This is a genomic window from Alkalibacterium putridalgicola, from assembly GCF_040959045.1.
Classification (GTDB): domain Bacteria; phylum Bacillota; class Bacilli; order Lactobacillales; family Carnobacteriaceae_A; genus Alkalibacterium; species Alkalibacterium putridalgicola.
In genome coordinates this window covers 122,454-145,495 of record NZ_CP162615.1, presented here as the reverse complement: position 1 = coordinate 145,495, position 23,042 = coordinate 122,454, and the positions used below count along the sequence as shown (strand labels likewise).

Genomic DNA, 23,042 nt, shown 5'->3' with positions numbered 1-23,042 from the left:
CATGATCTCCTTTCAAGTTTTCCGGTACATTTCACTTCTTTTATCCACAGCACTAACTTCTCTTTTACTCCTACTTGGCTTAAGCCACACTTCTTGGTCTATACATATTTACAGACTTTTTTTACTCATCTAATGGATGTTCCAGTATGATCTGACATCATTCGCATGTCACAGTACAGTTCCTCTATTACAATAAAAGGCTATTTGCATATAAGGATCTTGCTTTAACGCACCAGCTAGAGGCGCCCATCATAACTCGTTTATCCACTTTTCAATATCAAAATACAGTTACGGAACGCTGCGCTTATCCCGGGGAACATCCTGGTCTCCCATCGCCTTTCATTTACTAACCATGATCTTATTGATTTAGTCACCTGTTAGCTTACCGATCACTAAACAGAAGAACATTACCACCCCGCAGAGGAACAACTTTTCCTGTTTTCGTGATAAAGGTACTATCCAGTCTTCAATACTATCCTGTTGTCGTCTGCTCCTCACATAACGATTTTACCATAATCAAATATGACTCTTTTAGTCATAGGCATCATACCCTCATCCAACTGACACTTCCAGGAACAACAAAAAGCTGATACATCTCTATAAAGAGACATATCAGCTTTTTCGTGATTTATACCGGCGGCCGGAGTCGAACCGGCACGCCCTAATGGGCACTGGATTTTGAGTCCAGCGCGTCTACCAATTCCGCCACGCCGGCATTATTTCAAATGAAGATAAGGCGGTAACCGGATTTGAACCGGTGATGAAGGTTTTGCAGACCTCTGCCTTACCACTTGGCTATACCGCCATTATTAAATTTAACTGGGCTACTAGGATTCGAACCTAGGAATGACAGGATCAAAACCTGCTGCCTTACCGCTTGGCTATAGCCCAATAAAAGGGCGACTGATGGGGTTCGAACCCACGCATGCCGAGACCACAACCCGGTGCGTTAACCACTTCGCCACAGTCGCCATATTACCATTTCCAATAAATAGTATAGCACAAATAACTAAAGTATTCATTATTCAATTTATTGAAACAGGGGTAGTAGGAATCGAACCCACATCGATGGTTTTGGAGACCATAGTTTTACCATTAAACTATACCCCTAACTAATGGAGGGAGTAGGATTTGAACCTACGAACCCGAAGGAACGGATTTACAGTCCGCTGCGTTTGGCCACTTCGCTATCCCTCCAGAATATTAAGTTGAATGGCGCAGGACAGAGTCGAACTGCCGACACACGGAGCTTCAATCCGTTGCTCTACCAACTGAGCTACTGCGCCAAAGAGTAATCATAAAGCGACGGTCCCGACGGGAATCGAACCCGCGATCTCCTGCGTGACAGGCAGGCGTGATAACCGCTACACTACGGGACCAGTTGAAATGATTTGATTCAGACACACTGCAGTCTTACGACTGAGTGTACCATGCTTGTAAGCTTCTAAAGAAGCAACAATCTCATTAATGAGATACGGCAAGCTGAAGCTTGCGTATACCATGTCTGTACGCAGCTAAAGCAACTACAGCCATGGCAATTGCGGAGGCAGGACTCGAACCTGCGACCTCCGGGTTATGAGCCCGACGAGCTGCCAACTGCTCTACCCCGCGATAATAAAAGAGGAGGATGTGGGATTCGAACCCACGCGCGCTTTGACACGCCTGACGGTTTTCAAGACCGTTCCCTTAAGCCGGACTTGGGTAATCCTCCGTTATACTATTAAACAACACATTTTGTGCTGCATCATGACCCCTACGGGATTCGAACCCGTGTTACCGCCGTGAAAGGGCGGTGTCTTAACCGCTTGACCAAGGGGCCTTTTATTTGTTTCTATGGGCCTAAGTGGACTCGAACCACCGACCTCACGCTTATCAGGCGTGCGCTCTAACCGGACTGAGCTATAGGCCCTAAAAATTCTTATACATTTTGTATAAAGCGGGTGAGGAGAATCGAACTCCCGACATCAGCTTGGAAGGCTGGGGTTTTACCACTAAACTACACCCGCATAACTTTTTAAACGGTCCCGACGGGAATCGAACCCGCGATCTCCTGCGTGACAGGCAGGCGTGATAACCGCTACACTACGGGACCAGTTGAAATGATTTGATTCAGACACACTGCAGTCTTACGCTCGAGTGTACCATGCTTGTAAGCTTCTAAAGAAGCAACAAACTCATTAATGAGATACGACAAGCTGAAGCTTGCCGTATACCATGTCTGTACGTAGCTAAAGCAACTACAGCCATGGCAATTGCGGAGGCAGGACTCGAACCTGCGACCTCCGGGTTATGAGCCCGACGAGCTGCCAACTGCTCTACCCCGCGATAATAGTAAATGATTAATATGGACCTTGCAGGACTCGAACCTGCGACCGAACGGTTATGAGCCGTTTGCTCTAACCAACTGAGCTAAAGGTCCGTTAATCAGCATTATTTATAGCGGCGGAGGGAATCGAACCCACGACCTCACGGGTATGAACCGTACGCTCTAGCCAGCTGAGCTACACCGCCATTTTAATACATCGGGAAGACAGGATTCGAACCTGCGACCCCCTGGTCCCAAACCAGGTGCTCTACCAAGCTGAGCTACTTCCCGCGCTTTTTTGTTACATGCACCCTAGAGGACTTGAACCTCTAACCGCCTGATTCGTAGTCAGGTACTCTATCCAATTGAGCTAAGGGTGCGTTATCTATTGATCATAGATGATGCCGAGGGCCGGAGTCGAACCGGCACGGAGAAAACTCTCCGCAGGATTTTAAGTCCTGTGCGTCTACCAATTCCGCCACCCCGGCCTGGAGCTGTATTGAGACCAATATGAAATTGGAAAGCGGAAGACGGGATTCGAACCCGCGACCCCCACCTTGGCAAGGTGATGTTCTACCACTGAACTACTTCCGCAAAACAAGTGCCGGCTAAAGGAGTTGAACCCTCGACCCACTGATTACAAATCAGTTGCTCTACCAACTGAGCTAAGCCGGCTTGATAAATTAATATGAAGCAATGCGGATGGAGGGACTTGAACCCCCACGCCGTGAAGCGCTAGATCCTAAATCTAGTGCGTCTGCCAATTCCGCCACATCCGCATATATAAAGGTTTAACTTTATATATATGAGCCGTGCTGGGCTCGAACCAGCGACCCTCTGATTAAAAGTCAGATGCTCTACCAACTGAGCTAACGGCTCTAAAGGCAATGGAGGTTAACGGGCTCGAACCGCTGACCCTCTGCTTGTAAGGCAGATGCTCTCCCAACTGAGCTAAACCTCCGAATATACTGCATAGCAATGTCCTGCTTTCACAAAGGGAAACCCTTCACTATCCTCGGCGCTGAGAAGCTTAACTACTGTGTTCGAAATGGAAACAGGTGGGTCCTTCTCGCCATTATCACTATACATTATATTTTTTGAATTGCTGAAACAATTACTTCAGCAACTCTTATATCATACAAAGATATTCCTTCTTTGTCAACTATATTTTTAATATTTTTAAAAATAATCGACAAAGAAGGTGTTATCTTATGGTTTTCTTATTTAATTTCCCCAGTGTCTACTTATAAACCCGGCTCTCCCGGAACCTACACTATACCTTTTGTAATGAGCTGATTCTTTCTTGTAATAATCCTGATGATAATCTTCAGCCGGATAGAACGGTTCGGCTTCTTCTATCTGAGTGAGGATCGGATCATCAAATTTTCCGCTTTGTTCTAATTCTCTTTTTGATTCTTCAGCCACTTCTTTTTGATGCGTATTCAAATAGAAAATAACCGGTCTATAGGAGTCGCCTCTGTCCGCAAACTGCCCGCCCGCATCGGTTGGGTCTGTTTGTCGCCAGTAAATTTCTACCAGTTCCCTGTAAGAGATCTTGTCCGGATCATAAACGATTTCCACCGCTTCCGTATGACCTGTCCGCCCGCTGGTCACTTGCCGGTAGGTAGGTTTTTCAACATGTCCGCCTGTGTAGCCTGAAGTGATCGAAATGATACCTGGTAATGAATCAAAAGGCTGGACCATACACCAGAAACAACCACCCGCGAATATTGCTCTTTGTTCATTAACCATTTACATTCTCCTTTACTGCTGTTCCTTGGGTTGACTTAACGGATTTCGGTAACGCCACCCATATACGGTACGAGAGCTTCCGGTATTTTGATGCTGCCGTCAGCCTGCTGATAGTTTTCCATGATGGCTGCAACTGTTCGACCTACAGCCAATCCCGAGCCGTTCAAGGTGTGTACATATTCTATTTTACCATCTGATTCTTTTCTGTATCTAATCATAGCTCTTCGCGCCTGGAAATCTTCTGTGTTTGAACATGAGCTGATTTCTCTATAGGTGTCCTGAGCCGGGATCCAAACTTCCAGATCATAGGTTTTCGCTGCTGCAAAGCCGGTATCACCTGTTGAAAGCAGCACGACGCGGTAAGGAAGACCTAGCCTCTTGAGGATCGCTTCAGCGTTATTGGTCATTTTCTCAAGTTCATCATAGGACTCTTCCGGCTTGGCAAACTTGACCATTTCTACTTTATTGAACTGATGCAGTCGGATCAGTCCGCGCGTATCTCTGCCGGCACTTCCGGCTTCTGAACGGAATGACGGAGACAGAGCCGTAAAGTATTTGGGCAGGTCTTTCTCTTCAAGGATCTCATTCTGATAGTAGTTCGTCAAAGGCACTTCTGCTGTCGGGATCAGTGTCAGCGGGTGATTTTTGATTTGGAATACATCTTCCTTGAATTTAGGGAACTGACCTGTTCCGTATAAGGCATTATCATTTGCCAGATAAGGCGGGATGATTTCTTCATAGCCGTGTTCCGTCGTATGCATATCCAGCATGAAGTTATACAGCGCTCTCTCTAAGCGAGCACCTAATCCTTTATAGTAAAGGAAGCGGCTGCGGGCTACTTTCGCACCGCGTTCAAAGTCCAGGATACCTAAGTCTGCACCTAAGTCCCAGTGCGGTTTCGGCTCGAAGTCAAAAGCATTCGGTTCTCCCCATTTGCGTACTTCCACATTGGATTCTTCATCTTCACCGACTGGGAGTGAGGAATGGGGAAGGTTCGGCAAGCCAGCTGCTATCTCATTGACTTGTTCTTCCAGTTCCTCCAGATCGGCATCGATCGTTTTTATCTGCCCGCCGACTTCCTGCATGGCCGCTATCGTCTCTGATGCATCTTCTTTATTTCGTTTCTTTTCTGCGATCTGTGCAGAAACATCGTTGCGGTGTTTCTTTAATTTTTCGGATTCTTGGATGAGCTCTCTTCTTTTTTCGTCTAACGCTTTCAGGTTATCCAATTCTTCCGCTGCCACGCCTCGCGTCTGCAGGCGTTTTTTAGTTGTTTCAAAGTCATTGCGGATACGTTTGATATCTATCATGTCTTCTCCTTCTTTCCTGTTTTGAATATTTGCGGGTATTAAAAAAGCAGCCCTTTGATCCCAAAGTAAGGGACGAAAGGACTGCTTCTCGCGGTACCACCCTGATTCAGAAAAACAGCTCACTGCCTTCCTGCACTCTCAAGGATAACGGTCCGGGCCGAAATAATTTAGGCAGTATCGCTTCATTATTTAATGTCGAACGACGGATTCCAGGATAAACAAGATCAGTTTACACCACCCACTGACTCTCTATGCTTGCTTTGTCCTCTACTAGTTCGTTCATCTGTTGTTTATTTAACTGTGCTTACATTTTACCTTACTTCGTTCTAAAAGGTCAACACTTATGTCACGGATCAGAAGCGGTCTCTCAGACTGCCAAAGAAATCTTTGACCAGGTTCGAGAACACGGTAAAGAAACCTGCGCGTTCAACAGAATCTGCTGCAGCCACGGGTATTGAATTCTGAGCTTCTGAATCCAGGAAGTCTACACCCTCCTGGTCGTCCAGGATCAATTCTCCTAAGATCGTTCCAGCTTCTACCGGCGCTTCCAGTTCGCCGTTTTGATTCAATAATTCTTCGTTTGGTTCGAACGTATAACTGATCGCATCTTTGTTTCTTGTATCAGGCAGATAATACTCCAGTGCTTCGGTCGTTTTTAGAGCAACATCTTCCTCCAAGCCGTTTTTAACAGGCAGTGGTGTGACATCCATCAGCACGACATCTCCTTCGACAAGGGTAGTATACTCCCATTCACCGAAGCCATAGTCGAACAGTTTCGCTGTTTCTTCAAAACGCTGCGAACGGTTGGTGAAACCGTCCCCTGCGCCCATAACGACTGAGACCAGACGCTGTCCGTCAGTTTCCGCCGTTCCAGTAAATGTCGCACCGGCAAAAGCTGTTGTCCCCGTCTTCAGGCCGTCTACGCCTGTTCGCTCATGCGCGAGTCCTTCCAGCATCCAGTTCCAGTTTCTCATGGAAATAGCATCTTCCGTACCTTCTCTGAATGTTTTCACTGGGATGCTGGACGTTTCAAGAACTTCCGGATAATCTTCCAGTAATTTCATCGCTACCTTGGCAATACCTTTAGCTGGCATGGCATTCTCTGCATCCTCATCACTGCCTGGGTAATGGTTCCCGTTCAGGTAGCTGTTGTTCAGACCTGTTGTATTATAAATTTCATAATCCTCGATCCCCCATGACTCAACCAGAGAGCGCATGCGATCGACGAAGGCTGATTCGGACCCTTCTATTTCTTCCGCTAAAGCGATCGTCGCTCCATTGGCGGAGTAGATAGCTAAAGCTTCATATAATTCTTTGACTGTGTAGGTACCGCCCGCATGTAAAGGCACATTAGACAAAGCGTAATCCTGACTGATGCTATATGCGTAATCGCTGATCGTCACTTCCGAGTCCCAGGATAGGTTCCCGGCTTCGATCTCTTGAAACAGGATGTATTCGACCAGCATTTTAGTCATCGAAGCGATACCCTTTGCCTCATCGGCATCCTGCTCATGAAGGATCTGGCCTGTCTTAAAGTCCACGAGCAGAGATGCGTCTGCATCGATCTCTATTTCATGTTCGTCAGCAAAGGCCGTTGTGCCTGTCATAAATATGGGGAAAGCCAGAGAAGCACTCATGGCTAGTTTAAGTAATCGGGTCATTTTTGTTTTTATCATTATAATTAACTCCTATATCAGATTCATAGATTCTGTTTCCACTTGTTATCAGCAGTGAACACTTTCATTTCACCATGTCTTATAGTACGCTACCGTTATAAAAAACACAACCGTCTTCACGGAGTTTTCATATTTCCGACACCGGCATGTCATCTGACCACACAAAAAAAGTGCAACAGGAAGTTCTGCAGCTTCCGTCGCACTTTTCATTAGTGACTTATCTCTTTAACTGGATGGGTCCTCATTGCCGGATTCAAGTTTTCTGTTTGCGATATCTTTTAAATTTTCCTCTTCTTCTTCACTGATATCGCCGTTCTGTCTGGATTGTCTGAACTGCTTGATCAGATCTTTTACTTCTTCTGTATCTGCATTGATGATCCTGTCTCTGAAAACATCAAATTTAACACTCATTGAAAAAGCCTCCTTTAGGTTCTGTGCTGCTACACTTTAACCCTAAAAGAACAGCTCGTTTTTTTCAACTGATACAGCTTGCGGTCAGGGTTGTATCCCCTCTCTGTGTTTTTAAAAAAAGCGAAACAGATTTGATCTGCTTCGCCCCTTTCAGAAGTCATTATTCATTGGAAGAACGACATCAAAGACCGTCCATCCCTCTTCAACACGCGCCGTGATCGTGCCGTGATGAAGTTCAACGATGCTTTGAGCAATTGCCAGCCCCAATCCTGTCCCTGCAGTTTCTTGTGAGCGGGAAGTTTCAGCCCGGTAGAAACGCTCAAACAATTGTTCAATCGCTTCCTTCGGTAATGTCTCTCCATTATTTTTTACGGAAACAATGACATTACTTCCTTCTTTTCGTACTTTTATCTGCACTAAAGTCCCGCCTTTGCCGTATTTCAGCGCATTCGAGAGAAGATTGTGGAAGACACGGACGACTTTCTCCGTATCAGCCCGCATCATAATCTGTTTCTGAGAAGAAGAGATCTGGATCTCTCTCCCTTTTTTCTGAGCTTCCAGTTCAAAATCGATCGCCACTTGCTCAAGTAGCTGGATCATATCAAACGTCACAAACTCCAGCGGAACAGCTGTCTGCCTGACCGTGGTGTATTCAAACAGGTCATCAACAAGGACTTTCATCTGCTTGGCTTTTTCATAAGCGGTGTGGACATATTTTTTTGCCTGTTCTTCTGAACCGTACCGGTTTTCTTCTATTAAACCGAGATATCCTATGATCGACGTCAGCGGCGTTCTAATATCATGGCTGACATTAGTGATCAGCTCATCCTTGCTTTGTTCGATACGCCGTTCTTCTTCCATAGCTTCAACGGTAGAATCGACCAGCACGTGGATGCTTTCGACGACTTTGCCGATGTCTCCGCTGTAAGATCCACGGATACGGTGGTCGTAATTTCCCTGGGCGATATAATGAAGTTCTTTGATGATATGTTTCAGTTCATATTGACGGTAGCGTCTTTTCAGTCGCCAGTAAATGGCTACTGCTGCGATTAGCGTCAGGAACAGGAAGACCAGCGGTGTCAGTCCCCATAGTTCCTGATTGCCGATATCTTCAACCACATTACCGAAAAACCAGAATTCATCAAAAACGTCCTGAAAGGTTACGACGAACCAGCGGAAGATTTCATAAACTGCAAAGTAGCAGAGGAAAATGATCCCGGCTGTCACCACAGCTTCAAAAGCGAGACGCCATCGTTCTTTTCTCGTCAGCTGCATCGTACCATCCTCTCTTGTCAGCTTTCTATTTTATATCCGACGCCCCAGACCGTTTTAACGATGCTCTCTCCGCCTGTGGCTTTTTCGATTTTATCACGCAGATGGCTCACATGGACCATAACCGTCTTTGCAGGAACGAGACTCTCCTGTTTCCAGACTTTTTCAAAAATATCATCTGCACTGAAAACACGATTAGGATTCGTAGCAAGCAGGTATAATATGCCGAACTCCAAAGCCGTCAACTGAATAGCTACGCCATCCACCGTTTCCACCTGATGCTGGTCTTTCCGAATGATCAGCGGACCGATCTCCAGTTCGCCGGAGTCGTTCTGACCGGCACCGTAAGTACTTCTTCTGATCAGGGACTTCACTCTAGCCAGGACTTCCAGCGGATTGAACGGTTTGACGACGTAATCATCTGCCCCGTTGGTCAGTCCTCTGATCTTATCGATGTCAGCCGTTTTTGCACTCAGCATCAATACTGGCAGCGCTGAGGTTTTTCTGATTTCCTTGACCACTTCCAGCCCGCTTTTTTTAGGCATCATGACATCCAGGATCAGGCAGTCGATATCCAGTTTCTGTATTTTATCGATAACTTCCTGTCCATCGTATGCTTTTTCAACGTCAAACCCTTCATTATTTATATAAATTTCAAGCAGATCGCAGATCTCTTTATCATCATCAGCAACTAATATACGCATGCATGCGTCCCTCCTTAGTCTCTTCCTTTCCATTTTATCATGGATAGCCTGCAGGAATACTAAAGTTTTTATAAAGAAAAAGCGGGGCGGAATACCTCCCATTTTTTCTTTATGACCCGTCAACTGATCGTTTCTTTATCCAGATAATAAGTGTGATCTCCATCTTCAAACTTGCCTTTAGATATGATTTTCTCTTTTTCTTTTACTGAAGACAGGGACTTATACGCGACTACCTTCCTTTTTTCATCAAGGGAGATTTCCGCTATCTCGATTCCTTTGTCTTCAAAAACGTATTCATATGTTTTGGCTTTTTCTTGTTCATGTGGTCGTCGCTTGAACCCCAGCGTGAAAACGCTCCGGATCATACTTTTCCAATCGATTTTAGGCACTCGATAGCCCTGCGCACTCTTATTTTTGTGATTTGTCATGACTATAAACTTCTTTCTATTATTATTCTCCAAGGTTATCCGAATTGTACAGGAAAGGAGGTCAGTTAAAAACCCAACTCAGAACGAATTGGGTTTTCTTCTTATTCTACTACTGGATAAGCATAAAAGACAAAGCGTTCTGGAGCATTACCTAAATAGTCAAAAGGGTAACACGTAGAGACCACAAGGACCTCTTCGCCCATCTTTCCGACGACGGTCGTATCATCGGCATCCACGATTTCTGTATCTTTGATTTCATAGGTGTAGTCCCCATAAGGCATCTCCACCACAAACGTGTCGCCAAGATCCAGTTCTGCAAAGTTCTTGAACACAGTGTCCCGATGACCGGAAAAGACGATCTGTTCTCCCTGGCCCGGCAGGACCGTACTCTTCATATGTCCGACACCTTTGTCTAAAGCATCCGGATCGGTCCCTTCCACGACGCCGATACTTCTTTCCAGCTTAGGAACATGCAGGATGCCAAAGGCTTCGTACATCTCTGGCGAAAAGTTAAGGATCTCCTTTTCACGATCAGGAGAGTCTGCCTCGGCACTCTCGTCGCGGAGCTTTTCGATCGCCGTTTCCGCCTGTTCTATGGTAACGGACTGCATTTGATCCTGCTCATACAAAGAATAGCCAAACCAGCCTAAAAAACCTAAACCGACAATAATAAAGATATTCGCTAGCGCTTTCATTTTAACCCTCCCATCATGAGAAATCGAAAAGCGAAGAGAATAGACTCTTCGCTTTTCTCTGTTCTTCTATAATACCTTATTTTTGCCTGCGTATAAAGCGAAGACCTACACCGGACAGCAGGCTGAGAGGAATTCATAATAACTGAACAATTCTTTGCAGTTACTGTGGCTTTCATTCTTATCCTCTTCTTAATCGATCATTGGGTGGATCGGTCTTCTTTTTTCTTTACCGTGATGCCTGATCCCAGATACACTTCATCTTCACTATCCGGATTCCTTTTCACAGTAAAGTGATCAGGGACTTTATCCACGCCACCTTTGACAAACGGGTTGCACCTTAAGACTCTTGAGGTACCCATAATGGATCCTTTGAGTGCCCCATGTTTTTCCAGGGCTTCAACAGCATAATGTGAACATGTCGGATAATAGCGGCAGCTTGGCGGAAATAATGGGGAAATAAGTTTTTGATAAAATTTAACGAGAGCTAGTAGAAAAGTTTTCACGATGTTAACTCCTTTATATTTCTTACTCTGGTAGTATAGCAAAAAAACTTACTTTTAGAAAGCTCTCTTCCTCACCGACGCGTCCGTAACAACACAGATATGAAAACCTTCAGTTTTTTACTTAATGAAGGTTTTTATAGAAAGAAAAACACTCTGCCGATCGATTGCATTGTTATAGCAACAACTTCCTAGTGGATCATTGTATCACCTGGTCGCTATACAGCTATTGAAACCACTTCCTGAAGAATCACGGCGTAAACTGGTCACTATACGGCTATTGAGACCACTTTCTGAAGAATCACGATATAAACTGGTCGCAATACGGCTATTGAAACCACTTCCTGAAGAATCACGGCATAAACTGGTCACTATACCTCCACAGATTTCACTTCTAGTGACCGGACGGCGGCGCTGCTATTTGGATCACCTTTATAAAAAGTATTCGAAAACGTTAAAGGAGCTGAGACTTCTGTCCCAGCTCCTTTTGATCATTTAGTTAAGCTTCTGCGATGATATCGTCTACTGTACGCGTAACATAACGGGCATCTTTGATCTTAGTGAATTGCTTGATGCCTTCCACCTCGAACATGTCCTGACCGATGATTTGCTCCATCGCTGTCTGAACGACCAGCGGATCAAGATTTTCCACCGGCTGATCGATACCGATCACCTTTGTTTTGCCTTCACCAGTTTCAAAGCGCAGTTCTAATCGTTTTGCCATATCGTTTCCTCCTCATTCTCTTATCTATTATCTTCTATATTATGTCATTAAAATGTGTAACGGTATTCTTCCACCACTGCGGCATAAGATACGGGCAGGTCATTCACCGTACTCAGTGCTTGGGTAAATGCTGTTACCTGTTCATCAGTCAACCCCTGCAGTGCGCCATTGAAACGACGTCGAATGTATTTCTCATTTACAGCGTCTTCTAAAAATAAATCCACCTTGCTTCCATCCCATTCTTTTTGCATATCTTTTCCTCCTCTATTTTTTTGTAAGGTGATCACTGCTTACACCTTTAATAACGGAATGACTTTAAAAAGTGTTACCTTTTTTTAAATTTTTTTCATTTTTATCAATAATTTATCTTTTCAGCAGAACACGAATCCTCTTTTCGCACTCCTTTCTAAAAATCATTGTTATATCAGCGTTTATTGGCGGTCATAGATAAAAGCATCGACATAACCCACTCAATAATGGAGAGAAAAAAAGCTCTTTTTTCAAACATACAGCGTTCTCTCATTGTATTATTTGAAAAATTTCATTTGTTTTAAAGATGATTTTAATATAAAATTATGATTAGTTATTTTTTATGCTTATATTTGAGAGGAGAAAGATGATGAAAGTTAAAAAGAAATCCCATATTCTTATTGGGCTGATGTTCCTGTTGACACTCGCATCGAGTTTGCTGGTTCCGGAAAAACCGGCCGAGGCAGCAGAACAGTCAGATCCTTATATAATTGCGACGGATGTGACCTTCGCGCCCTTTGAGTATCAGAATGAAGACGGTGAATATATCGGCATAGATATCGAATTGCTCGCTGCCATAGCTGAAGACCAGGGCTTTGAGTATGAACTCAGACCCATGAATTTCAGTGCCGGTCTGCAGGCTTTGGAGGGGAATCAGGTCGATGGCATGATAGCCGCCATGAGCATCACGCCGGAGCGGGAAAATTCCTTTGATTTCTCTGAACCTTATATCGATGCTGGACCTGTGCTGGCCGTTCATGAGGATAATGATGAGATCACTTCTTACGATGATTTAGACGGAAAAACACTGGCCGTGAAAATCGGAACGACTGGGGCGCAGTTCGCTGATGAACTCGCTGAAGACTACGATATCACGATCAACCAGTTTGAAGATTCCGCCAACATGTACGAAGACGTTGCGGCCGGGCAAGCAGATGCGGCTGTGGAAGACTATCCCGTTATGGCCTATGCCATCCAGCAGGGATTACCGCTGAAACTGCCTACTGAATCCGAAGAAGGCTACCCTGTAGGTTTTGCCGTCAATGAAGACCAGAATCAGGAACTGCTTGAAATGTTCAATGCCGGTCTAACTAATATAAAAGAAGACGGCACGTATGACGAGATCATGGACACCTATCTCATCAGTTCAGAGAATACTGAAGACGAAGGTGCAGAAGAGACTGCAGCACAGCAGGATCCTTATATCATTGCTACAGACGTTACCTTCGCACCTTTTGAGTATCAGAACGATGACAATGAATATATCGGTATAGATATCGATCTGCTCGCTGCTATCGCTGAAGACCAGGGCTTCACTTATGAACTCAGACCCATGAACTTCAGTGCCGGTCTACAGGCATTGGAGACAAACCAGGTCGACGGCATGATAGCCGCCATGAGTATCACCCCTGAGCGGGAAGAGTCCTTCGACTTTTCCGAACCTTATATCGATGCCGGACCTGTGCTGGCGGTTCACGAGGACAATGACGAGATCACGTCTTATGAGGATCTAGACGGAAAAACATTGGCTGTTAAAGTCGGAACCACTGGCGCTCAGTTCGCTGATGAGCTCACCCAAGAGTACGATATAACGATCAACCAGTTTGAAGATTCCGCCAATATGTATGAAGATGTTGCGGCCGGACAAGCGGATGCGGCTGTCGAAGATTATCCGGTTATGGCTTACGCTATCCAGCAGGGGCTGCCGCTGAAACTGCCTACCCAACCAGAAGAAGGTTATCCGATCGGTTTTGCTGTAAATGAAGGACAAAATCAGGAACTGCTTGAGATGTTCAATGCTGGTCTGGTCAATGTAATGGAAGACGGCACATATGACGAGATCATGGATACCTACCTGATCAGTCCGGAAGAGGCTGAAGTTGCAGAAGATACTGGCATCTTCTCATTACTGTCATCCAATTTCGATGCATTGATGGCTGGACTTGGACGAACGCTTCTCCTGACTCTGGTCTCTTTCGCTATTTCTTTAGTTGCGGGAACCATTTTCGGTCTCTTCAGTGCTACAAAGAACCGAGCACTTAACCTGATCGCCAATATCTACGTGACGGTCCTGCGTGGTATCCCACTTATCGTCCTGGCATTCTTTATGTATTTCTCTGTGCCTCAGTTGTTTGATATTCAGCTTACAGCTTTCATGGCCGGGATCATTACGTTAAGTTTAAATACCACTGCTTATATTTCAGAACAAGTCAGGGGTGGGATCGCCGCCGTTCCGATCGGCCAGCTGGAAGCAGCACGAAGCCTCGGCTTGCCGTACCGACAATCCATGCAGAAAGTCGTTCTGCCACAGGCGATCAAGATCATGATCCCTTCATTGATCAACCAGCTCGTCATCACGCTTAAAGATACATCGATCCTTTCTGTTATCGGCATCGTTGAACTGACTCAGTCAGGGCGTATCATCATTGCACGTTCTTATCAGTCCGGAGCCATGTGGATCATTGTCGGCCTGATTTATCTGATCATCATTACGCTGCTAACTAAACTCTCCAACTTGATAGAAAGGAGTCTCATGAATGACTAAACTAAAAACAGAAAACCTGCACAAAAGTTTCGGCAAGCTCGAAGTACTGAAAGGTCTGGATCTTGAAGTCCAGGAAGGCGAAGTCGTTGTTATCATCGGACCATCCGGCTCGGGAAAAAGTACGTATTTAAGATGTATGAACTTGCTGGAAGATGTCAATGACGGAAAAGTGATCGTTGATGATTACGATTTGACCGACCCAAGTCAGAACATTAATAAAGTGAGAGAAAATATCGGGATGGTTTTTCAGCAGTTTAATCTGTTCCCACATTTGACTGTGATGGAGAATATCCTGCTCGCACCAAGAAAACTTAAAAACATGTCGAAAAGCGAAGGACGTAAACTAGGAATGTCGCTGCTGGAAAGTGTGGGGATGGAAGACAAAGCCGATGCTTATCCGAACTCTTTATCCGGTGGACAGAAGCAGCGTGCAGCTATTGCACGGGCTTTGGCAATGGACCCGGATATCCTCCTTTTTGATGAACCGACGAGTGCTTTGGACCCCGAGATGGTCGGTGATGTTCTTGAGGTCATGCAGAATCTGGCCAAAGAGGGCATGACGATGGTCGTGGTCACCCACGAGATGGGATTCGCCAGAGAAGTGGCCGACCGGGTCGTCTTCATGGATGACGGAAACATCGTGGAAATCGGACCGCCTTCTCAAGTGTTTGAACATCCAAAAAACGAACGGACAAAAAACTTCTTAGATAAAATACTGTAAGAAATGTCGAGAGCCCACCAAGGATCAATCCCTGGTGGGCTCTTTTTGCTCTTTTCAATCGTTCTCAATGATCAGCATATTCCGGTCATCAAACTGCCAGTCTGCGGCATAGGCCAGTTCCCAGTAATACCCATCAGGATCTCTGAAATAGCCACTGTAGCCACCCCAATAAACAGGCTGTGGATCTTTAACCACATCTCCACCCGCTTCTTCGACCCGTTTCATCATATCATCCACTTCTCTTTCGGACTTCATATTGCAGGCAAAGGTGATGCCCGAAAAACTTCCTCTGGATTTTTCTGGTGGATCATCTGGATCGATATCTTTCTGCAGTTCATTTAAAGGAAACAGTTCCAGTTTACTTCCTTCATTATCAAAAAAGACGATCGGCGGGCTTTCGCTAGTCTCAGGGGTCTGAAACCCTATGGCTTTGTAAAAGGTCAGCGACCGGGGCATATCTTCCACTCCGACAGTGACTAAGTTTATCCGATTCATTTTATTCCCTCCCATTTTTGATTTCTTCATAACAGAAACAATCCTTTACATGATCATTGACCATACCGCTTGCCTGCATGAATGCATAGCAGATCGTCGGACCCACAAACTTGAACCCGTCTTTCTTCAGCTGCCTGCTCATGCGCTGACTTCTCTCGGTCTGAGTCGGGATGTCATCAAGGGTCGATCTGGCATTCTGAATCGGCAGGCCGTCGACGAACTGCCAGAGATAATCGGAAAAGGACTGGCCATTTTGTGTTATTTCCAGATATGCCCGGGCATTTGTCACAACAGATCTGATTTTCAGCTTGTTACGGATAATTTTTTCATTCTGTATCAATTCCTGAATTTTTTCCTCATTATATTGACTGATTAATCCGGGGTCGAATTGGTCGAAAGCCTCCCGGTAACCTTCTCTTTTTTTTAGTACGGTCAGCCAGCTTAATCCAGCTTGTGCGCCTTCCAGACACAAGAGTTCAAAGAGTTTCCGGTCATCATATAGAGGTCTGCCCCATTCCTGATCGTGATACACTTCATACTGATGGTCCTCCGTTACCCATCCACACCGTTTCATTTTATTACCCCATCCTTTCTCTCTTCATTATAATAAACTTTTTCAAAAATACCTATTTTGGCCTCTCACAACGTTCTTCTGTCAATCTGCAATGGAACACATCCTCTTCTAACGATCATTCAACCAAACAGTCTACACTATCAGATGATTTATACTGGTCACCTATGTTGCGGAGCTATCCCTAACGTATAGGATAAGTATCACCTTTTTGCACAGTCCTTTCAATAGTAGCCAGCACCTCATCGTCGATTTCAAGATAAAGCTTGACCCCCATAAACGTTCACAGTGATCAGCACTCCTTACATTTACAGAACATTAAAATATCACTCATAATTCAAGACACGCCAGATCAAGTGATGTGTCTTTCAAAAAAATAATATGGATCTTTGATAAAAAAGACGGATATGCAGCATAGAACAAAATGCTCAACAGAGTCATTCCTCTTATACCACTTCTTTATTTTCACAAAGTTTATTACGGATGAAACCGTTTTGTCACTGTTTTGTCATTTTTAATCAAATTCTTAGAATAGCGTTTTAAAAGGATACGTAACCGCAAACATTTTGCATGAAAACATCATAGCAGGGTCAATCGTTTTACTGTTGTTCTCATGATTGGTATAATTAATGTTGTGCAAAGGACGCCGATAACGTTTGTTTTTAATTTGTTTCGTACTTTTCATTTCCATACACACGTTATCCGTTCAATGATTGAAGAGCAAAATAAGAAAAAACTATTTTAAGGAGGCTGTAAATCTTTGGCAACTAAAGTTGAAATTCAAAATTTATATAAGATTTTTGGCAAGAAAGAAAAACAAGCTTTAGAGCTGGCCAAGAAAGGTCATTCAAAAGAAGAAATTCTTGAGAAGACAGGCGCCACTGTAGGTGTCAACTCAGCAAGTTTCAAAGTAGAAGAAGGCGAGATTTTTGTTATCATGGGACTTTCCGGTAGTGGTAAATCGACGCTTGTGCGTATGCTCAACCGTCTGATTGAACCGACTGCAGGAGATATACTGATCGATGGTGAAAATGTTTCTCAAATGAATAAAGACGAGTTACGAAAAGTTCGTCGTGAAAAATTATCTATGGTGTTCCAGAACTTTGGACTCTTCCCTCACCGAACTATTCTCGAAAACACAGAATACGGATTAGAGGTACAGGGCGTAGATAAGGAAACACGTCAGAAAAAAGCTGAAGCAGCACTTGATAATGCCGGACTTCTTCCATATAAGGATCAGAAGCCTAACCAGTTATCCGGTGGGATGCAGCAGCGTGTCGGCTTGGCACGTGCTTTAGCAAATGATCCGGAAGTATTACTCATGGATGAAGCATTCTCAGCACTTGACCCGCTTATCCGTCGTGATATGCAGGACGAACTGCTTGAAATGCAGGAGAAAATGCACAAAACGATCATCTTCATTACGCACGATTTAAATGAATCACTGCGTATCGGTGACCGCATCGCCATCATGAAAGATGGGGAAGTCGTTCAGGTCGGTACGGGTGAAGAGATCTTAACCAATCCTGCTAACGACTATGTGGAACGTTTCGTCGAAGACGTTGACCGTTCTAAAGTCTTGACGGCAGAAAATATCATGATCCGTCCTCAGACTCTGCGTGCAAGCAAACAAGGACCAAGAGTCGCTGCACAACAAATGAAAGCTGAAGGCTTGTCAAGTATGCTGGTCATCGATGATAATCATCAGTTAAAAGGGTATGTCACAGATAAGGATGTCCTGGCTGCTGTTAAATCGAACATTCGAAACTTCGACAGTATTCTGCGTACAGATATTCCTAGAGTGGCTAAAGACACCTTGATCGGTGACTTATATGATATAATCTACGATTCAGACACACCTGTCGCCGTCGTAGATGAAAACAACAGACTAGAGGGTATCGTTATCCGTAGTTTAGTTATCGGTGCCTTAGCTAAAGAAAGAGAGGAGGAATCTAATAATGGAGAATAGTATTTTAGATGTCATCCCAGAAATTCCAGTAGCCGATTGGATGGCCAATTTCATCGATTGGCTGACAGATAACCTTTCATGGCTCTTCGATGCCTTACGTGACAGTGGTGACTGGGTCATGGACTCAATGACTGAGTTACTGCTTCTGGTTCCGCCGGTCGTCTTTATCATCCTGCTTACTGCACTGGCCTTTTTCGCAGGCAGCAAAAAGTGGGGCCTGCCGACGTTTACGGTGCTGGGCTTGATCTACATTTACAACCAGGGATTATGGGAACCACTGATGTTCACCATTACACTGGTTATCGTAGCCAGTCTACTATCCATCATTATTGGGGTGCCCCTCGGCATACTCATGGCTAAGAGCGAGATCGCGAACTTTATCATCACGCCCGTTCTTGACTTCATGCAGACGATGCCGGCGTTCGTTTACCTGATTCCAGCTGTTGCATTCTTCGGAATCGGTATGGTGCCTGGTGTATTCTCAGCTGTCATCTTTGCTCTGCCACCGACGGTTCGTTTCACGAACCTTGGTATCAGACAAGTATCTGATGAAATGGTAGAAGCCGCTCAGTCATTCGGTAGTACAGGCTCTCAGCAGTTATTCAAGGTTGAGCTGCCATTAGCTAAAGCAACGATCATGGCTGGTATCAACCAGACCGTATTGCTTGCCTTGTCAATGGTCGTTATCGCCTCAATGATCGGTGCACCTGGACTAGGTGAACGTGTCATCAACGCCTTACAGCGTGCTCAAGTCGGACCTGGCTTTGTTGCAGGATTCGCTTTAGTTGTTCTGGCTATCATCTTAGACAGAACGCTTCAAGGCTTTAACAAAGACTAATCGTATCAAACAAATTTAACGAGATTTAATAAAATTAAAAGGGGTTTTTATTTTGACAAACACATGGAAAAAATTAGGTTTAACAACATTATCTGCATCAGCATTATTCTTGGCAGCATGTTCAGATGACGCTGATACAACAGAAGACACAACCGAAGATACAGCGGATGGATCTTTAAGTGGTGAAGTCGAACTTGCTTACGTTTCTTGGGATTCAGAAATTGCATCAACCAATGTTATTGGTCAAGTACTGAAAGACGTTGGTTATGACGTCAATTTAGTTGCTTTAGATAATGCCATCATGTGGGAAGCTGTTGCTAATGACGAAGCCGATGCTATGGTATCAGCCTGGTTGCCTGGCACACACGCACCACAATTTGAAAATTATTCCGACGAAATGGTTCATTTAGGACCTAACTTGGAAGGCGCAAAAATCGGTTTAGTTGTTCCTGAATATATGGACGTCGATTCCATCGCCGACTTAACTGATCAAGCAGATCAGACGATCACAGGTATCGAAGCCGGTGCCGGTGTTGTAGCTGCTGCTGAACAAGCAACAGAAGATTATGATAACTTATCAGACTGGAATGTTCAGACATCTTCATCTGGTGCAATGGTCACTCAGTTAGCTGATGCCTATGAAAGTGAAGAAGACATCATCGTGACTGGCTGGTCTCCACACTGGAAATTCCAGTCTTACGATCTGAAATACCTTGAAGATCCAGAAGGTTCTTTCGGTGGCGAAGAAACCATTGATACATTCGTACGTGAAGGTCTGGAAGAAGACATGCCTGAAGCTTACGAAATCTTAGATAACTTCCAATGGGAAGCTTCTGATATGGAATCTGTCATGTTAGAAATCCAAGATGGTGTTGACCCTGAAGAAGCTGCTCAGAACTGGATTGAAAACAATCAGGATAAAGTTTCTGAATGGACAGAAGGCGTAGTAGAATAAATCATAGTTAATGAAAAGACTGGGACCCGTGTCCCAGTCTTTTTTTTACATTTAAAGTTTTTTTCTCAATCAACTCCTGTGTCCTTGTAGACACTACCAAATAATCAAGTTAGGAATCTGTTCAGAAGATATCCATTCACTGATCTGCTCCTTTATAGATATTGCGACTAGTTCTGGTATCTCTATCCTCAAAAACTTGTTCTAATATCGATATTGCGACTAGTTCTGGTACCTCTATCCTCAAAAACTTGTTCTAATATAAGTATTGCGACTAGTTCTGGTATCTCCATCTTCAAAAACCTGTTCTAATATCGATATTGCGACTAGTTCTGGTATCTCCATCCTCAAAAACTTGTTCTAATATCGATATTGCGACTAGTTCTGGTATCTCCATCCTCAAAAACTTGTTCTAATATAAGAATTGTGACTAGTTCTGCAGTCTACTCCTCAGAAAGTGATCATTATACCGGTGAAAGTAATTTTAGATCATCTATAAAATCAGTGCATACAACGATTCTTAAAATGAAAAAGGCGCGGATCAGCATCCGCGCCTTTTCCTTATTCAACTTGTTTCAGTAATTTGGGAGCAGAAGCATAAATGGCTAAGGCCCCCAGTGGAGCTGTCAGTATGATAGACAGGACAGCAAAAGCTAGAATAGTTTCACCGTGCTCGACACCCAAAGCTAAAGGCATGGCTCCGATAGCTGCCTGAACGGTGGCTTTAGGCGTGTAGGCGATCATACAGAATACACGCTCTTTAACATTCAGCTCACTCTTCCAGGTGGCCAGCCAGACTCCCAGACTGCGAGCCGCCAGACCAATCAATATAATCAATACACCAGTCAGCCCGGCATCTAATGCTACGTTAATATTGACCTCTGATCCTACCAGTGCAAATAACAGAATCTGCAGGAATACCCATAAGCCTCCTAACGCAAGCGAAAATTCTTTGGATTGTGTCGGTATTTTTTCAAGCAATAGAAAGCCGATCGTCATGACACCTAGTAAGCTCGCTATCCCTATATGCTCGCCCCACTCTACAAAAAGGATGGATACTCCAAGCAACAGCACCAGCTTTTCGACATACTTTTTATGCATCAGCCTGAAGATAAAGACAATGCCTAGAGCTAGAACTGCTCCGAGCAGTACTCCTCCTATTATACTGGCCGGTATGCTTATAATATCAAAGGCCAACGAACTCTCTCGAGCTTCTGTTCCCAGACCAAGAAAAAAGGTGAAAAATGTGATGGCAATGACGTCATCAATCGATGTTCCAGCTAACAGCAGCGTGGGGATCTGTTTATCTTCACCAAGTCTTTTATCTTTTAGGTCCAGCATGCTGGGCACCACCACCGCTGGCGATACAGCAGCAATAATAAAGCCAAGCATCCCCGCTTCAGCCAGTGAAAATTCCAGCAGATAGTAAGTCAGTCCCATGACCGTTATCCCTTCCATAATACAGGGAATACTGCTCATTTTAAGCGCAATGGTCCCTACACGCTTTATCTGGTCTTTTTTTATGCCTAAGCCGGCTCTCAAAAGAATAATGATCAAAGCAAACGTCCGAATGTCCTGCGAGACTAGCAGCAAATCGGAATCGAGCCAGTCAAGTACGTATGGTCCGGTCAATACTCCGATAAATAGCATCCCGATAAGTGGCGGTAGTTTTAACTTTGAAGCCAGTTTTCCTCCTATGTATCCTAATAACAAAATCAGTCCTAGTCCTGTCAACATTTCCCTATCTTCTTTCTCTATGGTTTTTTTAATCAAAAAGGCAGCGCGGTAGCTCCGGCTGCCTTTTTACTCTATCACGGATCAATGGATCGTGCCACCTATTTCCTTAACATCTTCTTTTCCGTATCTTTCAATGATCGCTTCAATCCCGGCTTCAAGACCCGATACAATATCCACCAGATTCATCGAAGGCTGGTTTGGTTTATCCACCACTTGTTCAGGGATAAACGGACAGTGAATGAAACCGCCTGTTTTATCCGGGTAGTTTTTGTCGATTATATATAAGATCTGATACATGATATGGTTACATACAAATGTGCCAGCTGAATTTGAGATACTTGCCGGGATCTTTGCTTCTTTCATTTTCTCCACCATTGCCTTGATGGGCAGAGAGCTAAAATAAGCATCTGATCCGTCTTCTTTTATTTTTTCATCAATGGGTTGTTTCTGTTCATTGTCAGGTATGCGGGCATCATCGACATTGATCGCCACACGTTCGGGAGTGATGCCGTAGCGTCCGCCTGCTTGTCCAATACAGAGGATAACGTCGGGATCGACTTCCCGGACCTTTTCTTCAAGTACTTCTGCAGCCAGATGGAAAACTGTAGGAATTTCCATCTTCACTATTTCTGCACCCATGATTGAATCCGGCAGTAGTTTCACCGCTTCATACGCCGGATTTATCTTCTCTCCTCCAAAAGGATCAAAACCACTGATCAGAATTTTCACTTTTATCTTCCTTTCAGATTTATTTGTTGGTAATGGAACATCGCTATCTATTTTATGGGACCTAATCTTCACTTTTACTCGTCAACTATTATTGGGCTCTACTCTTACTATTCTTTTTACTGGTTGTTTTTATGATACACTATTTTTTTCTCTCTGTAAGTCATTTTTAAATATAAGTAAAAAGGCACGCCACTCTAAATCGTTTGAGTGACCTGCCTTTCCTTACTACATTAGTTTAAAGATTCGACTGTATAGCTGGTATCCGCTAATGCTTCTTCCAGCTGCGCTTTGGTCAGTTCCTGAGATGACTCAAGTGTTGCCTGCTTCTCATCCAGATCGATCTTAACGTCTGAAACACCATCGATTTGTGAGAGTGCTGCCTTTACGGAATTTGCACACCCGTTGCAGCTCATTCCTGCTACTTTTGCCTGATAATTCATAGTCTATCTCTCCTTCATT

General features: G+C 44.3%; 19 protein-coding genes, 25 tRNA genes, 1 rRNA gene, 1 pseudogene and 1 other annotated feature. Of the genes and pseudogenes, 4 read left to right on the top strand and 42 right to left on the bottom strand.

The window, feature by feature from the left end:
- Positions 1 to 631: 631 nt before the first annotated feature.
- From AB4027_RS00790 to AB4027_RS00610, 37 genes are all read right to left on the bottom strand, one after another.
- Positions 632 to 715, bottom strand: a tRNA-Leu gene (locus tag AB4027_RS00790).
- A gap of 19 nt (positions 716 to 734) precedes the next feature.
- Positions 735 to 805, bottom strand: a tRNA-Cys gene (locus tag AB4027_RS00785).
- Between the two features lie 14 nt (positions 806 to 819).
- Positions 820 to 891, bottom strand: a tRNA-Gln gene (locus AB4027_RS00780).
- Between the two features lie 7 nt (positions 892 to 898).
- A tRNA-His gene (locus AB4027_RS00775) sits at positions 899 to 971 on the bottom strand.
- A gap of 68 nt (positions 972 to 1,039) precedes the next feature.
- Positions 1,040 to 1,110 (bottom strand) — tRNA-Trp (locus AB4027_RS00770).
- 6 nt (positions 1,111 to 1,116) lie between these two features.
- A tRNA-Tyr gene (locus AB4027_RS00765) sits at positions 1,117 to 1,197 on the bottom strand.
- A 16-nt stretch (positions 1,198 to 1,213) separates the two neighbouring features.
- Positions 1,214 to 1,286: transfer RNA gene (locus AB4027_RS00760), tRNA-Phe, on the bottom strand.
- A gap of 20 nt (positions 1,287 to 1,306) precedes the next feature.
- A tRNA-Asp gene (locus AB4027_RS00755) sits at positions 1,307 to 1,379 on the bottom strand.
- Positions 1,380 to 1,538: 159 nt separating this feature from the next.
- Positions 1,539 to 1,611, bottom strand: a tRNA-Met gene (locus AB4027_RS00750).
- A gap of 10 nt (positions 1,612 to 1,621) precedes the next feature.
- Positions 1,622 to 1,711: transfer RNA gene (locus AB4027_RS00745), tRNA-Ser, on the bottom strand.
- Between the two features lie 36 nt (positions 1,712 to 1,747).
- A tRNA-Glu gene (locus tag AB4027_RS00740) sits at positions 1,748 to 1,819 on the bottom strand.
- 15 nt (positions 1,820 to 1,834) lie between these two features.
- Positions 1,835 to 1,909, bottom strand: a tRNA-Ile gene (locus AB4027_RS00735).
- A gap of 26 nt (positions 1,910 to 1,935) precedes the next feature.
- Positions 1,936 to 2,006, bottom strand: a tRNA-Gly gene (locus AB4027_RS00730).
- Between the two features lie 13 nt (positions 2,007 to 2,019).
- Positions 2,020 to 2,092 (bottom strand) — tRNA-Asp (locus AB4027_RS00725).
- 160 nt (positions 2,093 to 2,252) lie between these two features.
- Positions 2,253 to 2,325: transfer RNA gene (locus tag AB4027_RS00720), tRNA-Met, on the bottom strand.
- A 20-nt stretch (positions 2,326 to 2,345) separates the two neighbouring features.
- Positions 2,346 to 2,419, bottom strand: a tRNA-Ile gene (locus AB4027_RS00715).
- Positions 2,420 to 2,437: 18 nt separating this feature from the next.
- Positions 2,438 to 2,511, bottom strand: a tRNA-Met gene (locus tag AB4027_RS00710).
- 11 nt (positions 2,512 to 2,522) lie between these two features.
- Positions 2,523 to 2,596: transfer RNA gene (locus AB4027_RS00705), tRNA-Pro, on the bottom strand.
- A 15-nt stretch (positions 2,597 to 2,611) separates the two neighbouring features.
- Positions 2,612 to 2,685 (bottom strand) — tRNA-Arg (locus tag AB4027_RS00700).
- Between the two features lie 22 nt (positions 2,686 to 2,707).
- Positions 2,708 to 2,793: transfer RNA gene (locus tag AB4027_RS00695), tRNA-Leu, on the bottom strand.
- Between the two features lie 34 nt (positions 2,794 to 2,827).
- A tRNA-Gly gene (locus tag AB4027_RS00690) sits at positions 2,828 to 2,899 on the bottom strand.
- A gap of 8 nt (positions 2,900 to 2,907) precedes the next feature.
- Positions 2,908 to 2,980, bottom strand: a tRNA-Thr gene (locus tag AB4027_RS00685).
- A 22-nt stretch (positions 2,981 to 3,002) separates the two neighbouring features.
- A tRNA-Leu gene (locus tag AB4027_RS00680) sits at positions 3,003 to 3,084 on the bottom strand.
- A gap of 27 nt (positions 3,085 to 3,111) precedes the next feature.
- Positions 3,112 to 3,184, bottom strand: a tRNA-Lys gene (locus AB4027_RS00675).
- A 9-nt stretch (positions 3,185 to 3,193) separates the two neighbouring features.
- A tRNA-Val gene (locus AB4027_RS00670) sits at positions 3,194 to 3,266 on the bottom strand.
- A 9-nt stretch (positions 3,267 to 3,275) separates the two neighbouring features.
- Positions 3,276 to 3,391 (bottom strand): 5S ribosomal RNA (gene rrf, locus AB4027_RS00665).
- A gap of 138 nt (positions 3,392 to 3,529) precedes the next feature.
- Positions 3,530 to 4,057: a peptide-methionine (S)-S-oxide reductase MsrA gene (gene msrA / locus AB4027_RS00660; protein ID WP_368645599.1), complete on the bottom strand. Its 528-nt coding sequence runs from the start codon at positions 4,055 to 4,057 to the stop codon at positions 3,530 to 3,532.
- A 35-nt stretch (positions 4,058 to 4,092) separates the two neighbouring features.
- The gene (gene serS, locus AB4027_RS00655) at positions 4,093 to 5,367 is read right to left on the bottom strand and encodes a serine--tRNA ligase (protein WP_368645598.1); all 1,275 of its coding nucleotides are present in this window, start codon (positions 5,365 to 5,367) and stop codon (positions 4,093 to 4,095) included.
- Positions 5,368 to 5,432: 65 nt separating this feature from the next.
- Positions 5,433 to 5,655: a binding site (T-box leader), on the bottom strand.
- A 65-nt stretch (positions 5,656 to 5,720) separates the two neighbouring features.
- The gene (locus AB4027_RS00650) at positions 5,721 to 7,043 is read right to left on the bottom strand and encodes a serine hydrolase (RefSeq protein ID WP_368645597.1); all 1,323 of its coding nucleotides are present in this window, start codon (positions 7,041 to 7,043) and stop codon (positions 5,721 to 5,723) included.
- 225 nt (positions 7,044 to 7,268) lie between these two features.
- Positions 7,269 to 7,454: a hypothetical protein gene (locus tag AB4027_RS00645; RefSeq protein WP_091489503.1), complete on the bottom strand. Its 186-nt coding sequence runs from the start codon at positions 7,452 to 7,454 to the stop codon at positions 7,269 to 7,271.
- A gap of 150 nt (positions 7,455 to 7,604) precedes the next feature.
- On the bottom strand, positions 7,605 to 8,729 hold the full coding sequence (locus AB4027_RS00640; RefSeq protein WP_368645596.1) for a sensor histidine kinase: 1,125 nt from the start codon (positions 8,727 to 8,729) through the stop codon (positions 7,605 to 7,607).
- Positions 8,730 to 8,746: 17 nt separating this feature from the next.
- Positions 8,747 to 9,430 carry a response regulator transcription factor gene (locus AB4027_RS00635; protein WP_091489501.1) on the bottom strand — a complete coding sequence of 228 codons (684 nt, stop codon included), beginning with the start codon at positions 9,428 to 9,430 and terminating at the stop codon, positions 8,747 to 8,749.
- Between the two features lie 119 nt (positions 9,431 to 9,549).
- Positions 9,550 to 9,858 (bottom strand): hypothetical protein, encoded by a 309-nt coding sequence (locus AB4027_RS00630; RefSeq protein ID WP_368645595.1) that lies wholly within the window; start codon positions 9,856 to 9,858, stop codon positions 9,550 to 9,552.
- A gap of 101 nt (positions 9,859 to 9,959) precedes the next feature.
- A complete protein-coding gene (locus AB4027_RS00625) occupies positions 9,960 to 10,553 on the bottom strand; it encodes a class D sortase (RefSeq protein ID WP_368645594.1) in 594 nt (197 codons plus the stop codon).
- A 197-nt stretch (positions 10,554 to 10,750) separates the two neighbouring features.
- Positions 10,751 to 11,056, bottom strand: coding sequence for a membrane protein insertion efficiency factor YidD (gene yidD, locus AB4027_RS00620; protein ID WP_368645593.1), 306 nt, complete (start codon positions 11,054 to 11,056; stop codon positions 10,751 to 10,753).
- A gap of 496 nt (positions 11,057 to 11,552) precedes the next feature.
- The gene (locus tag AB4027_RS00615) at positions 11,553 to 11,777 is read right to left on the bottom strand and encodes a DUF2922 domain-containing protein (protein WP_368645592.1); all 225 of its coding nucleotides are present in this window, start codon (positions 11,775 to 11,777) and stop codon (positions 11,553 to 11,555) included.
- A 47-nt stretch (positions 11,778 to 11,824) separates the two neighbouring features.
- Positions 11,825 to 12,028: a hypothetical protein gene (locus tag AB4027_RS00610; protein WP_091489489.1), complete on the bottom strand. Its 204-nt coding sequence runs from the start codon at positions 12,026 to 12,028 to the stop codon at positions 11,825 to 11,827.
- A 365-nt stretch (positions 12,029 to 12,393) separates the two neighbouring features.
- On the opposite strand from AB4027_RS00610, the gene AB4027_RS00605 reads away from it, so the two are divergent.
- Complete coding sequence (locus AB4027_RS00605; RefSeq protein ID WP_368645591.1) at positions 12,394 to 14,571, top strand: amino acid ABC transporter substrate-binding protein/permease; 2,178 nt, start codon at positions 12,394 to 12,396, stop codon at positions 14,569 to 14,571.
- Complete coding sequence (locus AB4027_RS00600) at positions 14,564 to 15,292, top strand: amino acid ABC transporter ATP-binding protein (protein ID WP_091489487.1); 729 nt, start codon at positions 14,564 to 14,566, stop codon at positions 15,290 to 15,292. Before AB4027_RS00605 ends, AB4027_RS00600 begins: the two co-directional genes overlap by 8 nt.
- 54 nt (positions 15,293 to 15,346) lie before the next feature.
- Here AB4027_RS00600 and AB4027_RS00595 read toward each other — a convergent pair whose 3' ends face one another.
- Both AB4027_RS00595 and AB4027_RS00590 read right to left on the bottom strand, forming a co-directional pair.
- On the bottom strand, positions 15,347 to 15,787 hold the full coding sequence (locus AB4027_RS00595; RefSeq protein ID WP_368645590.1) for a VOC family protein: 441 nt from the start codon (positions 15,785 to 15,787) through the stop codon (positions 15,347 to 15,349).
- A 1-nt stretch (position 15,788) separates the two neighbouring features.
- Positions 15,789 to 16,361, bottom strand: coding sequence for a DNA-3-methyladenine glycosylase I (locus tag AB4027_RS00590; RefSeq protein WP_368645589.1), 573 nt, complete (start codon positions 16,359 to 16,361; stop codon positions 15,789 to 15,791).
- Positions 16,362 to 17,118: 757 nt separating this feature from the next.
- On the opposite strand from AB4027_RS00590, the gene AB4027_RS00585 reads away from it, so the two are divergent.
- The gene (locus AB4027_RS00585; protein ID WP_368645588.1) at positions 17,119 to 18,327 is read left to right on the top strand and encodes a glycine betaine/L-proline ABC transporter ATP-binding protein; all 1,209 of its coding nucleotides are present in this window, start codon (positions 17,119 to 17,121) and stop codon (positions 18,325 to 18,327) included.
- Positions 18,317 to 20,120 (top strand): annotated as a pseudogene (locus AB4027_RS00580) (ABC transporter permease/substrate binding protein). Before AB4027_RS00585 ends, AB4027_RS00580 begins: the two are co-directional and overlap by 11 nt.
- A 558-nt stretch (positions 20,121 to 20,678) precedes the next feature.
- On the opposite strand, the gene AB4027_RS00575 reads toward AB4027_RS00580, so the two are convergent.
- The 3 genes from AB4027_RS00575 to AB4027_RS00565 form a co-directional block, all read right to left on the bottom strand.
- Complete coding sequence (locus tag AB4027_RS00575) at positions 20,679 to 21,854, bottom strand: sodium:proton antiporter (RefSeq protein WP_091489708.1); 1,176 nt, start codon at positions 21,852 to 21,854, stop codon at positions 20,679 to 20,681.
- An 81-nt stretch (positions 21,855 to 21,935) separates the two neighbouring features.
- Complete coding sequence (gene pcp, locus AB4027_RS00570) at positions 21,936 to 22,583, bottom strand: pyroglutamyl-peptidase I (RefSeq protein ID WP_368645587.1); 648 nt, start codon at positions 22,581 to 22,583, stop codon at positions 21,936 to 21,938.
- A gap of 230 nt (positions 22,584 to 22,813) precedes the next feature.
- Complete coding sequence (locus AB4027_RS00565) at positions 22,814 to 23,023, bottom strand: heavy-metal-associated domain-containing protein (protein ID WP_091489713.1); 210 nt, start codon at positions 23,021 to 23,023, stop codon at positions 22,814 to 22,816.
- Positions 23,024 to 23,042: the final 19 nt, after the last annotated feature.

What these genes read in the sequence shown, in the direction of transcription:
- AB4027_RS00645 (WP_091489503.1), bottom strand. Translation starts at nt 7,454, where the DNA reads ATGAGTGTTAAATTTGATGTTTTCAGAGACAGGATCATCAATGCAGAT.
- msrA (WP_368645599.1), bottom strand. Translation starts at nt 4,057, where the DNA reads ATGGTTAATGAACAAAGAGCAATATTCGCGGGTGGTTGTTTCTGGTGT.
- AB4027_RS00590 (WP_368645589.1), bottom strand. Translation starts at nt 16,361, where the DNA reads ATGAAACGGTGTGGATGGGTAACGGAGGACCATCAGTATGAAGTGTAT.
- AB4027_RS00600 (WP_091489487.1), top strand. Translation starts at nt 14,564, where the DNA reads ATGACTAAACTAAAAACAGAAAACCTGCACAAAAGTTTCGGCAAGCTC.
- AB4027_RS00595 (WP_368645590.1), bottom strand. Translation starts at nt 15,787, where the DNA reads ATGAATCGGATAAACTTAGTCACTGTCGGAGTGGAAGATATGCCCCGG.
- AB4027_RS00625 (WP_368645594.1), bottom strand. Translation starts at nt 10,553, where the DNA reads ATGAAAGCGCTAGCGAATATCTTTATTATTGTCGGTTTAGGTTTTTTA.
- serS (WP_368645598.1), bottom strand. Translation starts at nt 5,367, where the DNA reads ATGATAGATATCAAACGTATCCGCAATGACTTTGAAACAACTAAAAAA.
- AB4027_RS00635 (WP_091489501.1), bottom strand. Translation starts at nt 9,430, where the DNA reads ATGCGTATATTAGTTGCTGATGATGATAAAGAGATCTGCGATCTGCTT.
- AB4027_RS00565 (WP_091489713.1), bottom strand. Translation starts at nt 23,023, where the DNA reads ATGAATTATCAGGCAAAAGTAGCAGGAATGAGCTGCAACGGGTGTGCA.
- AB4027_RS00640 (WP_368645596.1), bottom strand. Translation starts at nt 8,729, where the DNA reads ATGCAGCTGACGAGAAAAGAACGATGGCGTCTCGCTTTTGAAGCTGTG.
- AB4027_RS00615 (WP_368645592.1), bottom strand. Translation starts at nt 11,777, where the DNA reads ATGGCAAAACGATTAGAACTGCGCTTTGAAACTGGTGAAGGCAAAACA.
- AB4027_RS00575 (WP_091489708.1), bottom strand. Translation starts at nt 21,854, where the DNA reads ATGTTGACAGGACTAGGACTGATTTTGTTATTAGGATACATAGGAGGA.
- AB4027_RS00650 (WP_368645597.1), bottom strand. Translation starts at nt 7,043, where the DNA reads ATGATAAAAACAAAAATGACCCGATTACTTAAACTAGCCATGAGTGCT.
- AB4027_RS00630 (WP_368645595.1), bottom strand. Translation starts at nt 9,858, where the DNA reads ATGACAAATCACAAAAATAAGAGTGCGCAGGGCTATCGAGTGCCTAAA.
- AB4027_RS00610 (WP_091489489.1), bottom strand. Translation starts at nt 12,028, where the DNA reads ATGCAAAAAGAATGGGATGGAAGCAAGGTGGATTTATTTTTAGAAGAC.
- AB4027_RS00605 (WP_368645591.1), top strand. Translation starts at nt 12,394, where the DNA reads ATGATGAAAGTTAAAAAGAAATCCCATATTCTTATTGGGCTGATGTTC.